Here is a 12,947-nt window from a genome sequence, read left to right as displayed (position 1 = left end):
GCCCGTCGGGCAACTTGCAAAGCCCTTGCTTTGTATTACTTTTAAGCAAAGCGATAACGTTTATCGACGGATAACCTCGATGCATTCACCGGCCAATAGCCCCACACAACACCACAATATGCTACTCGAACAGGTTGGCAAAGTGCGGACCCTGATTGACGACCTCTCAGCTTGCACCGATGAGACCGCCGCGTTAATCGCGCGCCTGCAAATTCGCAGCAGCACACTGCACAGTGCTATTGCCCTGCCGCTGGATGCCGCGCCCCTGCTATTGGCCGATTTTGTCGTGCGTTATATCGAGCACGTCCCCGACTTTATCGAGGCTATTCATGCCATTACCAGCGATGCCGGCATCCAGGAGCAGGTGGACCCACTGCTCAAAGTGGCGCTCGACTATTTTCTTCATCCTCCCGAGCTGGTGCGCGGCCACAGTACCCTGCAAGTACTTCTGGCCGAGGCATACCTTGCCCACCGCTTGCTAGAAGAGATTAACGACCGGTTTATTACGCTATGCGGCTCGCCTTTGGCCCCTATGGACACAACTCGTGCCAATATCGTCGCCCATGAGCTAATTGGCGAGCCATTTGCCATCGAGCTCGATCAAGCGGTACTGTTTTCGGCCGACATACTACTAACAGAGCACAATTTTAAGGGCGCGGCCTTCGATCGCTTTTTTGCCCAGCATCGCGAACACGGCTGGTCCGTCGAGTTATCCCGCTGGCCTTGTCTGGCGGCGGATCGTTCGATTTTTTTAAATTTTGACGGGCAAAAATAGCAGGGCAGTCATTAGACAGACCTCCATTTAAGTGCCATATTTATAAGACACACGAGTACCATTGCACGAGGTACCTCACACACACCCGCGGCGATGACAATAATATGGGTGAGAGCGACCATTTTATTCATTTACACAAACGCCTTGTGGCGCTGCGCCACAACAGGGATTTTATTGCCCTAGATAAAGAACACAAACTCATCGAACTGAGTATTCTGTGTAGCAAACTACTGGATGTAGACCGCGTCAGTATTTGGCGTTTTGAAGATAATCATCGCCAACTCACGCTCGAGGTATTGTTTGACCGTCAACACGGGGTGAGCCAACACTCGGCCCAACTGCAACAAACACAGCACGATGCGTATTTTCGTGCGCTATTGGACGAGCGCATCGTTGATGCCATCGATGCCCGCACCGATTTACGCACCACCAGCTTTGCAAACGATTACCTAGTACCGCAACAAATCATCTCAATGCTCGATGCCCCGATTTTTGGCCACGGCAAGCTCTATGGCGTAATTTGCCTTGAGGCGCGCCAGCGCATGGCTTGGACACTATCGGCCACTGCTTTTATTTCGGCTATTGCCGATACATTAAGCCTAATCAATACCTACGAGGCCTGGCAGCAAAGCCAGCAAGAGCTTGATTACGTCGCCCACTTTGACGACTTAACAGGACTATCCAACTGCCGTGCACTGCAAAAGCGTATCGCAACGCTCACGCAAAATAATGACTGCCAGCAAGACCCATTTGCCCTAGTCTGGATTAACATCGATAAGCTCAAACAAATTAATCAAGGCCTTGGGCAAAGCATTGGCGATCAAATTATCATGGCGGTCGCGCGCAAACTGCGACAGACACTGGTGCGTGGTAAAGATAAAATTGCGCGCACCGGTGGCAATGAATTCGCCCTTATTATTCGCAATAGCGGCCAGCGACAAAACCTAGAACGCACCACCGAAGAGCTGCTCGATCAACTGCTAAAACCTTTGGCTATCTACGAACATAAAATTCAGGTGACCTTAAGCGCGGGCGTGTGCTTTTACCCCGACGACGGCGCCGATGCCGACACCTTGCTACGCCACGCCGAAACCGCCATGCATCAAGCCAAAGAGCGCGGCCACAACACCGCCCGCTTTTTTAACGCGCAAATATCTCGTGAAGCCCGCGCCCGCTTTACGCTAGAGCGCCAGTTACGCAAGGCGACCGAAAACGGCAGCTTAAGCGTGCTGTATCAGCCCATTGTCGCGGCTGACAGCCGCCGCATTGTCAGTGCCGAAGCGTTAGTGCGCTGGCAACACCCAGAACACGGCTTGCTCAGCCCGGCTGAATTTTTACCGTTAGCCAAAGCGGCCGGCATGATGTATGACATAGACAAAGCTGTTATCAGCCGGGTGTGCGAAGATATTTACACACTAGGCTGTAGCGGTATTCAGTTGGGACAAGTTGCCATTAATCTAGGTGCCGAGCAAGTTTTACACCCCCACCTACCACGCAATATTGCGGCGCTATTAACCCACTTTAATATTGCAGGCCATCAGCTGGAGTTTGAAGTCACCGAAGATGTTATTGCCCACGATTCCGCCGAGCTGCAACACTCCCTGCAAGCGCTTGTGCAACTCGGTCCCGGCTTATCTATCGACGATTTTGGTACCGGTTACTCATCACTGTCGCGCCTTAAACACTTACCTTTTAGCAAATTAAAAATTGATCGCTCATTTATTCAGGATTTACCTGGCGATAAAGACAGTGGCGCCATTGTCCAGTCAATAATTGGTTTGGCGCGGGGGTTAAATATGAAGATTGTCGCGGAAGGCGTCGAGACTGACGCCCAGGCACGCTGGTTGGCCGAGCGCGGTGTCGATTATCTGCAGGGGTTTAAATTTAGCCGGCCCATTAGTCTCGATGAATTACGCAGTAATTATTTAAGTGCCGCGGTCTCGGCCTGAGGCAGATAGCGCGCTTGAATTTTCTGCCAAAGCGCAACGTTGCGTTGCGCCGAAAACGCCCGGTCCAGGCGCTTTAGCAACTCATCGGTATACTTCCGCCCGGGGTACAGCGCGAGGTAAAACGGCTGCGGTGCAAGACATGTAGCCACACGCAAACTATCGAGGTTGCGTTGCTGCCTTTGCGCTTGCCACTGAACCACCAATTGCTCTTCAATAAATACGTCAAAGCGCTCTAACAACAACATATCCCAAAGCCGTGCCGTGCTGTTTACTCCGCGTAACGCCGTTACTTGCGCGTCAGTGGCACTGTCGATATAACGGTTAATCTGCTCTGTATAGCCATAACCCTGGACAACGCCCAATTGCTTATGGGTCAGCGAATCTACCCCCTGATAGGCCCACTCACTATCGGGTCGAGTGTATAGGCAGTCTTGATACTGCCCCACAGGATGGCGGGGAAACGCGAGTGTTGGCGCCTCATCGACCACGGCAGTCAGTAAACCATCTAGGGCGCCGCGCTCGGCCTCTACCACCGCGCGGCCCCATGGTAAAAAACTCAATGTCAGGTCAATCTGCTCGCGCGCCAAAATCTCGGTGAGATACTCAGCCACAATACCCGGCTGGCCGGCGTGCTCGGCACACGAGTACGGGCACCAGTCGGTCGCGGCTAAATGCAATGTATCCGGCAGTTGCGTCTGTGCAGCGCAGCTAAACGTTACGCTCAGCAACAACGCCCCTAAGCCTTGAGCTTTATGTCGGGCTCGCCACGTCATTTAACGCGAGCGATCTGTCGGGAAGGGCATAATTTTAACCACTTGCTCATCGCTGCTGTCGGCCTCGGCTTCACTGACACGGGTATCGAGTTCACGGGCCTGCGGAGCAAAGTGCATCTCATCAAGAAAACCACACTCAACACACTCGCGAAAATCCCGCTCGTCACGAGAATAAACCACAATAGCATCACCCGCCTCGCAGCGTGGGCAAACCGCCCCGGCCAGAAACCGCTTAACAGTGCTGTAATTACTCACGAGGCGCGCTCCAACAGGCCACCGTGACGCAATAGTGCCTCAATACTCGGCTCACGGCCGCGAAAGCTAACAAATAAATGCATTGGCTCGCGCGAGCCGCCGCGCTGCAAAATCTCTTGTAAAAAGCGCTTGCCGGTTGTTTGATTAAAAATCCCCTCCTCCTCAAACGCCGAAAAAGCATCGGCCGATAAGACCTCGGCCCACTTGTAACTATAGTAGCCCGCCGCATAACCACCGGCAAAAATATGACTAAAGCTGTTTTCAAAGTGGTTATAGGCGGGCGGTGTAATAACCGCAACTTGCTGGCGCACCTCGTCCAATAACACGGCGGCGGCGACTGGGTTTTCTGGGTTGTATTCGGCGTGCAATCGAAAATCAAACAATGAAAACTCCAGCTGCCGCATCATCTGCATACCAGACTGAAAGTTCTTAGCCGCCAACATTTTATCTAATAGCGCTTTCGGCAATGGTTCGCCGGTTTCATAGTGGCACGAGATCATACCGATGACCTCTTCTTGCCAACACCAGTTTTCTAAAAACTGGCTGGGCAGCTCGACGGCGTCCCACGCCACGCCGTTAATACCACTGACGGCGGCAATATCGATGGTCGTCAACATGTGATGCAAACCGTGGCCAAACTCGTGAAATAAAGTGGTGACTTCATCGTGAGTCAATAGCGACGGCGTATCGCCAACCGGCGGGGTAAAATTACACGTTAAAAACGCCACTGGCTGCTGATAGCTGCCATCGGCCAACTTACGACGCACCCGGCAATCGGCCATCCAGGCACCGCCGCGTTTGTGTTCGCGGGCGAAAATATCCAGGTAAAAGCTGGCGATTTGCTCGCCATCTTTAAAGATGTGATAAAAGCGCACATCTGGGTGCCAGCTGTCAAAACTGGCCACCGGTAAAATATTAATATCAAACAGCCGAGCGACCACATCAAACATACCGCTAATGACTTTTTCGGCAGGAAAATACGGCCGCAACTGCTCTTGCGAAATCGCGTACTGATGCTGACGCAGCTGCTCGCCATAGTAAGTCACATCCCATGCCTGCAGGTCATCACAACCTTGCTCGCGGGCAAAGGCCGCTAACTCAGCGTAATCGGCCTCTGCCCGGGGGCGGGATTTTTCGCCAAGCTCACGCAAAAACTCCAACACTTGCTCAGGGCTTGAGGCCATTTTGCTTGCCAGTGAGCGCTCGGCAAAGTTATCAAAACCCAACAAGCGCGATTGCTCGTGACGCAGTGCGAGGGTCTCGGCAATAATGCCTGTATTGTCCCACTCGGCGGCGCTGCTGCCATCGGCTTTTACCCCGTCAGCGGAGGCGCGCGTGACAAACGCGCGATACATTTTCTCACGCAAAGTGCGGTCGTCCGCATACATCATTACCGCTAAAAATGAGGGAAAATCTAAGGTCACCACGTAGCCGCCAAGCGGCTCGCCATTATCGTGCTTTTTCAGCTCACCGGCTTGTTTGGCTTGCGCCAGGGCTGACTCGGGCAGCCCGGCCAAAGCCTCGGCATTGTCAAAGTGTAGGTACCAAGCGCCCGTCGCATCGAGCACATTATTAGAAAAGGAGGTCGACAACTCGGACAAGCGCTGTGCAATCACCCCGTAGCGGGCTTTATCGTCGCCCTCAAGGCTAACCCCACCGAGCCGGAAGTCTCGCAGTGCGTTGTCAATTACGGTTTGCTGGGTGCTCGTCAATTGCTTGTATTCATCGCCATCGGCCAAGGCTTGATAGGCCTGGTACAGCTCGCGGTTTTGTGACACCTCGGTGCTGTACTCGGTCAGCAGCGCAATGCTGGCGGTGTAGGCATCGCGCAGCTCCGGGGTATTAGCCACTGCATTCAAATGGCTCACTGGTGCAAACGCCTGCTCCAGCCGGTCATCCTCGGCTTCAAGCGGCGCGACTAAAGTATCCCAAGTCGGGGTTTCCAGGCCTGCCAGCAAAGCCTGCAAGTGGGCTCGCCCCTCTTCGATTAGGGTCTGTACTGCAGGCACCACATGCTCGGGCTCAATCTCGGCAAAAGGCGGCAAGGTGCTGGAGCGCAGTAAAGGATTATCGCTGGCTTGACTCATTTATCCTCCGGGTCGGATCAGTTTTTGTCTCGGCATAAGAATCGGTATGATACACCCAATCGGCCCGTCATTCGCGGCGGGCGGGGCTCTTATGCGGGATTCATTATGGCCAATAAACATTCGGGCGGCGCTCATATTCGCCGCTACCTTCATCATACGCCGACTTTTGACGCAACGGTTTACATCGACCCCTGTGCCTTAGTAATTGGCGACGTGAGCCTAGGAGCCGACACATCTGTGTGGCCCTTCGCGGTTATCCGCGGCGATATGCATCGTATATTTATAGGCGAACGCAGCAGTATTCAAGACGGCTCGGTGCTACACATTACCCACGCCGGACCTTTTAACACCGAGGGCTTTCCTCTGACCATCGGTGATGACGTCACCGTGGGCCACAATGTCTGCCTGCACGGCTGCACCATTGGCAACCGGGTGTTAGTGGGCATTGGCTCCACTGTGCTCGATGGCGCTGTGGTGGAGGACGAAGTGGTGATCGGGGCGGGAACACTGGTACCGCCGGGCAAACGGCTCGAATCCGGGTTTTTATATATGGGCTCGCCGTGCAAGCAAATACGCCCGTTAAAAGATAAAGAACGAGAGTTTTTTCGCTACTCGGCGGGCAACTATGTCGCGCTTAAAAATCACTACTTAGACAACACTCCCTCTGCTGCTGCCGATAAAGGGGCGAGCCATGACTGAGCTAGCCATCGCCGATCGCGACACACCTTGGCCGGTTACCCGCATTATTTGCATCGGTCGCAACTATCGCGAGCACGCTCGCGAAATGGGCCACAACCCTGAGCGCGCGACACCGTTTTTCTTTTTTAAACCGGCCACGGCCCTGTTAGCCCACGGCGAGGTATTTACCTGCCCGTGGTTTAGCAAAGAGGTTCACCACGAGTTAGAGCTGGTGATCGCTATCGATCAAACACTGCAAGGCGCCAACGAACAACAGGCGCGCGAGGCGGTGAGCGGTTTTGCCGTGGGGCTGGATATGACTTGCCGCGATATTCAGCGCGAGGCAAAAGCCGAGGGACGACCGTGGGAGCTGGCCAAAGGCTTTGACGGCTCGGCGCCTTGCTCAGCCTTGCAGCTGGGCCGCTACCGCGATTTAGAGGCGACCGACCGCCTCACCCTAACGCGCAACGGGACTATCGTACAACAGGGCAGCTGGCGCGACATGATTTGGTCCGTGCCCGAGTTAATCTCTGAGCTATCGCGCTACATCACACTCGCACCGGGCGACCTGCTGTTTACCGGCACACCGGCCGGCGTGGGGCCGGTACAACCCGGTGATCAGCTAGTGGCCACACTGGATGATTTTTGCGAACTCTCAGTGACCGTGGCAGAGCAGTTGAGCACGTAAAAACTGATACTTAAAAACCGGGCAGCTCAGGTAAATAGTTTTGGGCAAATATATCGGGCGATAGTGGGCGATCAAACAAATAGCCTTGAATCAGTATGCCGTCGTATTGGCTCAGCCACTGAGCCTGAGCATCCGTCTCGACGCCTTCGGCAACAATAATCAGATTCATATTTTGCGCAATAGCGATAATTGAGGCCACCATCGCCGCATCTTGCGGATCGATGGTGATATCGTCAATAAAGGATTTATCGATTTTGATTTTATTCACCGGCAAACGTTTAAGATAACTCAGCGAACTATAACCGGTACCAAAATCATCCAAAGCAAACGTAATACCTTCGTTTTGCAGCTTGCGCATTTTATCGACGACTTCATCGAGGTTGTGCAGCGCGGCACCTTCGGTAATTTCAAACTCCAGACAGCTGCCCGGCAATTTATATTTACGCAGTACCGACAAACATTTACCGACAAAGTCGGCATCATAAAGTTGCCGCTCGCTGATATTCACCGCCACCCTAAGCTCCACGGGGAAGCGGCCAGCCTCTTTGTGATAACGGATAAATTGGCACACATCATCCAACAGCTGCAAACCCACCGGATTGATCATGTCGGAGTTTTCTAAAAAGCTAATAAACTCCGCCGGCTGTACCTGGCCGCGCAACGGGTGCTCCCAGCGAATCAGGGCCTCTGCCCCCACCAGAGAGCGGGTGTGTAAATCGATCAGTGGTTGCAAGTAAAATATAAATTGATGATCTTGAAATGACGATCGGATATCCGACTCTAACTGCAGCAGGCGATTTACCTCTTCGGCCATTTGCGGCTCAAACACCTGGCAGTTATTAACAGCGCTGCGCTTGGCTTCATTTAGTGCGGTATCGGCCTGAGATAACAACAACTCGACCGACACACCATCGAGTGGATAAAGCGCAATGCCAACGGTGGCATTCACCGAAAAATCTTGATTACCCAGGGTAACCGGCTGGCTGATGGTTTCTAAAAACCGGCTAGCGACATATTCCGCTCGCGCTCGCGTCTCTTCAAGGTCGTCGGAGATATCGGGCATACTTAGAATAAATTCATCGCCACCAAGTCGCGCGAGTGTTTCCGGCTCATGTACGCGCATCGCCATACGCTGAGACAAATGCAGCAGCAGCTCATCACCCAGAGAGTGACCCATCGTATCGTTAATGCGTTTAAAATCATTTAAATCAATTAACAATACCGCACCGTAGCGATTGCCTGCTTTGCATTTGTGTAGGTCTTCTTGCAGTTGCTCTAAGATTTTGTTGCGATTTGCCAGCCCGGTTAACGTATCGCGATACGCGAGGTATTCGACGCGCTGCTCAGCCTCTACCAGCTCCGTGATATCGGCCAGCACCACAATGACATAAATAATATGATCGGAAACAAACGGCACCAATGACATTTGCATGGTGTGGCTTTCGTTGCGTATTCCCGAGAAATGTTGCTGCCGATTAAACAGCGGCGACTGTTTGCGACACACACGCACAATGAGAGACTTTAACTGACCGGACTCTTTGATTCCCATTTTGGTCAGCATGGCGAAGTAATTGTTTGTTGTATTATCGCTAAAGTAACGCTTAAAGGCTTGGTTATAAAACAGCAATTCGCCATCGCCATTAACCGCAAACACCTGGTTGGGGCTGGCATCTAAAATCAAACTTAACTGCTGCTTTTGGTGCTGTAACTCGATATGTTTTTGGTTAAAGTTTTTCAGCAATCGATTGGCTGAGTTAACAATGTAACCGAGCTCGTCTTGCTCGTGCTGGCGCAAATGGGGAATAGCATTGACGGGGACTTTACTGTGGTCGAGTGCGGCAAAGCGCGATGCCAAATTCACCAGCGGCCGGGTTAACAAGAAGTGATAAACCAACACCAACACCAGAGCAATGCCGATATTGCGCGCGGTGCCGGTAAGTAACACTCGCCAGGCTCGCTGATAAAACGGGCTTAAGGCTCTATCTTTATTCAGCTCTAAGCGCAGAGTGCCCGTTGGCGCATCGGGGCTAGACTGCAACATATACTCAAACGCTTCCGACTCACCCACCAACAGCTTTGTTAGCCACAGGGTTTGACTGACCTTAACCGGCTGGCGATACTCCGCCATCAGCTGATCCTGATCGTCAAAAATCGCAATATGATTAAGAAACCGATATTCGCTAAGGCCGTCCACCACCTGCTCGGCGAGGCGTTCATCCAGTAAAAATACCGCCCGTTGCGCCGCTGAGCGACTTACCCGGCTGATCTCCTCAACACCTTCACGAATTTCTTGGTAATGACTGCGAAAATCGAGATAAACCTGCAAGCTTGCCACTAATACGCCTAGCACCACGACCACAACAAAACTGGTGCGCGCCAACTTATAAGACAGACGTTGAAATAGGTCGATGGTCATAGATTGTATTGTTTTGTTTTTATCAAATCGACAATCCTTGTCCCACGCCCGACAATCGGGCCCAAAACAATGACAGAGTCCGGGTTATGACACAAGAGATATGTCGTCAAGGCAACAGGTTTGGCCGGTAAAAGTCGCAAGCTCTGCCCTGCCCCAAGCCGCGATAGACAAACAGGTTGCCGGCGCGCGGCTCAGCCCCACGCTGGGCCTCCGTCATCCCCTCCCAAGCGCTGGTTACGTATAAATCGCGGTAATCAGGCCCGCCAAACGCCACGCACGTCGGTTGCGATACCGGCAGCTCAAGCGTTTGCAGCCGATCGCCTTGGGGGCTGTAACACACGACCTGGCCCGCCCCCCAGTGAGCGCTCCAAAGGTTGCCCGCGGCATCCGTACAAGCGCCATCTGGGTAAGCGCCTTCGGGGGTTTGGGTAAACAGTCGCGGATTGCGCAAATTACCATCGGCCGAAAAATCGTAGGCTGTGATACGCCGAGTGGGCGAGTCGGCGTGATAGGCCGTGCGGCCATCGGGGCTCCAACACAAACCGTTCGATATACACAAACCGGTCAGCGCCGTGCAGCAACCATCGCGGTAACTATACAGCGCCGAGCTGGGTGTCTGCGGTTGCTGCTCGTTCATCGTACCGCCCCAAAAGCGGCCTGCCGGATCGACCCGCCCATCGTTAAAACGCTGCCCCGGCAGCCCAAGCTCGGGCCTCGCCAGCCAGCCGACACGCCCCTGCGCGGGCCAGTAATCGGCAATGCCCGAGGCAAAGCTAACAATCAAACGGTTGGGGTCTGAGGTAAAGCCAAATGCGCTCAAGCGCTCCGGCGGGGTAAATTCGCGCAGGCTATTGCGCTCAGGGGTGTAGCAGTAAAGCCTGCAGCCTAAGATATCCGTCCACCAGATGCTTTGCTGCCCGGGATGCCAAAGCACCCCCTCGCCCAGCTCGCAGCCAACGTGCAGCTCGTCAACCAGGCGCATAGCGTGCCGCCCTAAAGGTTAACCCCTGCGCTGGGGGCATAATCGGGTAAGTCGTTGATGGCCTCGCCGTATGTAGCATCGCTGATTGACGTTACAGGCGGCCGCCGTCGACGACAAACTGCTGCCCGGTAATCATAGAGGCATCGTCTGAGGCTAAAAACAACGCCATATTGGCGACGTCCGCCGGCTTTAAGCGGCGTTGCAAGCGAACGTTTTCCATCCACTTTGCCTCCACCTCGGGTGTGAGCCATTTTTCCAGTTGTTTATCGGTCACCACCCAGCCCGGCACCAACGCATTAACGCGGATATTATCGCGGGCAAAATCTGACGCCAGCGCGCGCGTTAACCCCAGCAGCCCGGCTTTGGCCGTTACATAACTGGGCATCTCGGCGGGGCCATAAAGTGCGTTAATAGAGCTGAAGTTAATAATCGAGCCACCGCCCGTCTCGGCCATTGCGGGGGCAATCGCGCGCGTGGTAAAAAACGCAGCATCCAGGTTAACAGCCAGTGAGCTATGCCAACTAGCGTCTTCCAGCGAGCGAGGATCACAGCGTTTGTCATTGGCGACATTGTTGATCAGCACATTAAAGCTGCCCAGCTGCTGGCTCAGCTCGGCGATGCTGGCGCGCAGCGCCGCAACATCGGTGACATCGCAAGCGATAAAACTCAAAGCGTCCGCGTAAGTGGCCGCTAGCTCATCGCACAGCTTAGCGCCCTCATCGGCGGCAATATCCACAAACCCCACCTTAGCGCCCTGATACAAGAACGCCTCAACCATACAGGCGCCAATGCCTGTAGCCCCGCCGGTAATAAATACCCGCTTACCGCGCAGGCTGGGATAGAGCGTTCGCTCAGTGGGTTGTGTCATGGTCTACCTCGAACACCTTGTGCGGATTTATCCGAAACGGTGCAAAGTATATCGTTTTGCGCCCCAAAATGCTGCGCCTGCGCGATTGAACTCACGGTCGGTACCTCTGTGCAAACAGCCGGCCGCTGCTCGCAGCGCAGCATCAACCCAGCGATGGCAACTGACCATCGGTGCTCGTGCGCGCCCCGATGGATGCCTGAATCAGCTCTAACGCCTCGCCCAACAAGGCGCTCATATGCGCCTGAGCCGCCGGCGCGTCACCGCGATCAATGGCATCGTAAACCCGCTTGTGGTCATCATAGCTGCCCGCTTTGACGCCTTTAATTTGGTTGGTACAGGCAATACTGACACGTAAAGCCGCTTGAATAAAACTTCTGAGTTGAATGTAAAAACGATTGTTACTGGCCATTAAAATGGCCGTGTGAAAGGCGATATCGGCCTCTAGCGGATCGTCTTCCCCAATGTCGGCGAGCTTTAAGCGAGCCAACGCCTCTTCGATACCCGCAATCGCCTCGCGATTTTGGCGGCGGGCCGCCAACGCCGAGGCCTCGGGCTCTATACCGCTGCGCAATTCGGTAAACTCGAGCAACAAACCCAGCGAGGGCCGGCCACTCAAAGTCCAGCTCAAGACGTCGGTATCAAAAATATTCCACTGGGTGGACGGCAACACGCGAATCCCCTGACGCGGGCGCGACGAGATTAGCCCCTTAGCCGTCAGCATCTTCACCGCCTCGCGGATCACGCTGCGGCTAATGTCGTACTGGGTGCACATTTCAGCCTCGGTCGGGAATGCATCCCCAACCCGATACTTACCTTGCACGATCGCAGTACCCAACTCATAAGCCACTTGATGCGTCAGGTTGCGGTTGCCATCAAAATTATTCATAGACCATCCACGTTGTTATTATCGCGGCTGACAACAAAGGTCGCCAACCCGCGCCAATGTTACCGCAGTCATGGGTAAAAAGCTGCTGCATTTTGGCTGTCAGAGCAATAGTGATTACTCACTTCCCTGTACGGTCGCGACCAGCTGACGCGCACCGGCGCGGTTGCGGTGCTCACACAGATAAATCCCCTGCCACACCCCCAGATTCAAGCGGCCATCGCTAATCGGCACGCTGACACTCACCCCTAAAATACTGCTTTTAATGTGCGCCGGCATATCATCATCACCTTCATAGTCGTGGCGATAATAGGGCGCGCGCTCGGGTACAAACTCATTAAAGTGGCTTTCAAGGTCAATGCGCACCGTCGGGTCGGCGTTTTCATTAATGCTTAGGCTGGCCGAGGTATGCTGAATAAACAGGTGCAGCAAACCGCACTTTAACTGGCTAATATCCGGCAACTGGCGTTCGACCTCGTCGGTGATCAAATGAAACCCTCGTGTGCGCGGGGTAAGACTAAATTTAGTTTGTTGCCACATAACGTTAATCCCGCCTTGTGTGCTGTTTGGTGTTGATGAAAATTTTATGCGAT

12 protein-coding genes are annotated in these 12,947 nt (G+C 53.7%); 4 read left to right on the top strand and 8 right to left on the bottom strand.

Features of this window, described 5'->3' with window-relative positions:
- Nucleotides 1-79 precede the first annotated feature (79 nt).
- Both AACY82_RS15830 and AACY82_RS15825 read left to right on the top strand, forming a co-directional pair.
- A complete protein-coding gene (locus AACY82_RS15830; protein ID WP_339617815.1) occupies nt 80-775 on the top strand; it encodes a hypothetical protein in 696 nt (231 codons plus the stop codon).
- 104 nt (nt 776-879) lie between these two features.
- Complete coding sequence (locus tag AACY82_RS15825; protein WP_339617814.1) at nt 880-2,724, top strand: sensor domain-containing phosphodiesterase; 1,845 nt, start codon at nt 880-882, stop codon at nt 2,722-2,724.
- On the opposite strand, the gene AACY82_RS15820 is transcribed toward AACY82_RS15825, so the two are convergent.
- Genes AACY82_RS15820 through prlC form a run of 3 tightly spaced genes read right to left on the bottom strand, consistent with a single transcriptional unit; the run spans nt 2,697 to nt 5,839 of the window.
- Nucleotides 2,697-3,497, bottom strand: a complete 801-nt coding sequence (locus AACY82_RS15820) for a transporter substrate-binding domain-containing protein (protein WP_339617812.1) — start codon at nt 3,495-3,497, stop codon at nt 2,697-2,699. The genes AACY82_RS15825 and AACY82_RS15820 overlap by 28 nt on opposite strands.
- Complete coding sequence (locus AACY82_RS15815) at nt 3,498-3,752, bottom strand: YheV family putative zinc ribbon protein (RefSeq protein WP_339617811.1); 255 nt, start codon at nt 3,750-3,752, stop codon at nt 3,498-3,500.
- A complete protein-coding gene (gene prlC / locus AACY82_RS15810) occupies nt 3,749-5,839 on the bottom strand; it encodes an oligopeptidase A (protein ID WP_339617810.1) in 2,091 nt (696 codons plus the stop codon). Before prlC ends, AACY82_RS15815 begins: the two co-directional genes overlap by 4 nt.
- Before the next feature lie 105 nt (nt 5,840-5,944).
- Here prlC and AACY82_RS15805 point away from each other — a divergent pair, with 105 nt between their 5' ends.
- Together AACY82_RS15805 and AACY82_RS15800 are read left to right on the top strand one after the other, a co-directional pair.
- The gene (locus tag AACY82_RS15805) at nt 5,945-6,538 is read left to right on the top strand and encodes a gamma carbonic anhydrase family protein (protein ID WP_339617809.1); all 594 of its coding nucleotides are present in this window, start codon (nt 5,945-5,947) and stop codon (nt 6,536-6,538) included.
- Nucleotides 6,531-7,205 (top strand): fumarylacetoacetate hydrolase family protein, encoded by a 675-nt coding sequence (locus AACY82_RS15800; RefSeq protein ID WP_339617808.1) that lies wholly within the window; start codon nt 6,531-6,533, stop codon nt 7,203-7,205. The genes AACY82_RS15805 and AACY82_RS15800 overlap by 8 nt, the downstream gene beginning before the upstream one ends.
- Before the next feature lie 10 nt (nt 7,206-7,215).
- On the opposite strand, the gene AACY82_RS15795 is transcribed toward AACY82_RS15800, so the two are convergent.
- The 5 genes from AACY82_RS15795 to AACY82_RS15775 all read right to left on the bottom strand — a co-directional run bounded on the left by AACY82_RS15795 (nt 7,216) and on the right by AACY82_RS15775 (nt 12,894).
- Entirely contained in the window at nt 7,216-9,621 is a 2,406-nt protein-coding gene (locus tag AACY82_RS15795) for an EAL domain-containing protein (RefSeq protein WP_339617807.1), read from the bottom strand.
- 106 nt (nt 9,622-9,727) lie between these two features.
- Nucleotides 9,728-10,603, bottom strand: a complete 876-nt coding sequence (locus tag AACY82_RS15790; protein ID WP_339617806.1) for an SMP-30/gluconolactonase/LRE family protein — start codon at nt 10,601-10,603, stop codon at nt 9,728-9,730.
- A 91-nt stretch (nt 10,604-10,694) separates the two neighbouring features.
- Nucleotides 10,695-11,471 carry an SDR family NAD(P)-dependent oxidoreductase gene (locus tag AACY82_RS15785; RefSeq protein WP_339617805.1) on the bottom strand — a complete coding sequence of 259 codons (777 nt, stop codon included), beginning with the start codon at nt 11,469-11,471 and terminating at the stop codon, nt 10,695-10,697.
- A 142-nt stretch (nt 11,472-11,613) separates the two neighbouring features.
- Nucleotides 11,614-12,357: a FadR/GntR family transcriptional regulator gene (locus AACY82_RS15780; protein WP_339617804.1), complete on the bottom strand. Its 744-nt coding sequence runs from the start codon at nt 12,355-12,357 to the stop codon at nt 11,614-11,616.
- 114 nt (nt 12,358-12,471) lie between these two features.
- On the bottom strand, nt 12,472-12,894 hold the full coding sequence (locus AACY82_RS15775) for a secondary thiamine-phosphate synthase enzyme YjbQ (protein WP_339617803.1): 423 nt from the start codon (nt 12,892-12,894) through the stop codon (nt 12,472-12,474).
- Nucleotides 12,895-12,947: the final 53 nt, after the last annotated feature.

Source organism: uncultured Gilvimarinus sp., from assembly GCF_963972205.1.
Lineage (GTDB): Bacteria > Pseudomonadota > Gammaproteobacteria > Pseudomonadales > Cellvibrionaceae > Gilvimarinus > Gilvimarinus japonicus.
The sequence above is the reverse complement of the archived record's forward strand: the minus strand, read 5'-3'. Positions and strand labels throughout refer to the sequence as shown.

What these genes read in the sequence shown, in the direction of transcription:
- AACY82_RS15780 (WP_339617804.1), bottom strand. Translation starts at nt 12,357, where the DNA reads ATGAATAATTTTGATGGCAACCGCAACCTGACGCATCAAGTGGCTTAT.
- prlC (WP_339617810.1), bottom strand. Translation starts at nt 5,839, where the DNA reads ATGAGTCAAGCCAGCGATAATCCTTTACTGCGCTCCAGCACCTTGCCG.
- AACY82_RS15830 (WP_339617815.1), top strand. Translation starts at nt 80, where the DNA reads ATGCATTCACCGGCCAATAGCCCCACACAACACCACAATATGCTACTC.
- AACY82_RS15805 (WP_339617809.1), top strand. Translation starts at nt 5,945, where the DNA reads ATGGCCAATAAACATTCGGGCGGCGCTCATATTCGCCGCTACCTTCAT.
- AACY82_RS15800 (WP_339617808.1), top strand. Translation starts at nt 6,531, where the DNA reads ATGACTGAGCTAGCCATCGCCGATCGCGACACACCTTGGCCGGTTACC.
- AACY82_RS15795 (WP_339617807.1), bottom strand. Translation starts at nt 9,621, where the DNA reads ATGACCATCGACCTATTTCAACGTCTGTCTTATAAGTTGGCGCGCACC.
- AACY82_RS15785 (WP_339617805.1), bottom strand. Translation starts at nt 11,471, where the DNA reads ATGACACAACCCACTGAGCGAACGCTCTATCCCAGCCTGCGCGGTAAG.
- AACY82_RS15775 (WP_339617803.1), bottom strand. Translation starts at nt 12,894, where the DNA reads ATGTGGCAACAAACTAAATTTAGTCTTACCCCGCGCACACGAGGGTTT.
- AACY82_RS15790 (WP_339617806.1), bottom strand. Translation starts at nt 10,603, where the DNA reads ATGCGCCTGGTTGACGAGCTGCACGTTGGCTGCGAGCTGGGCGAGGGG.
- AACY82_RS15825 (WP_339617814.1), top strand. Translation starts at nt 880, where the DNA reads ATGGGTGAGAGCGACCATTTTATTCATTTACACAAACGCCTTGTGGCG.
- AACY82_RS15820 (WP_339617812.1), bottom strand. Translation starts at nt 3,497, where the DNA reads ATGACGTGGCGAGCCCGACATAAAGCTCAAGGCTTAGGGGCGTTGTTG.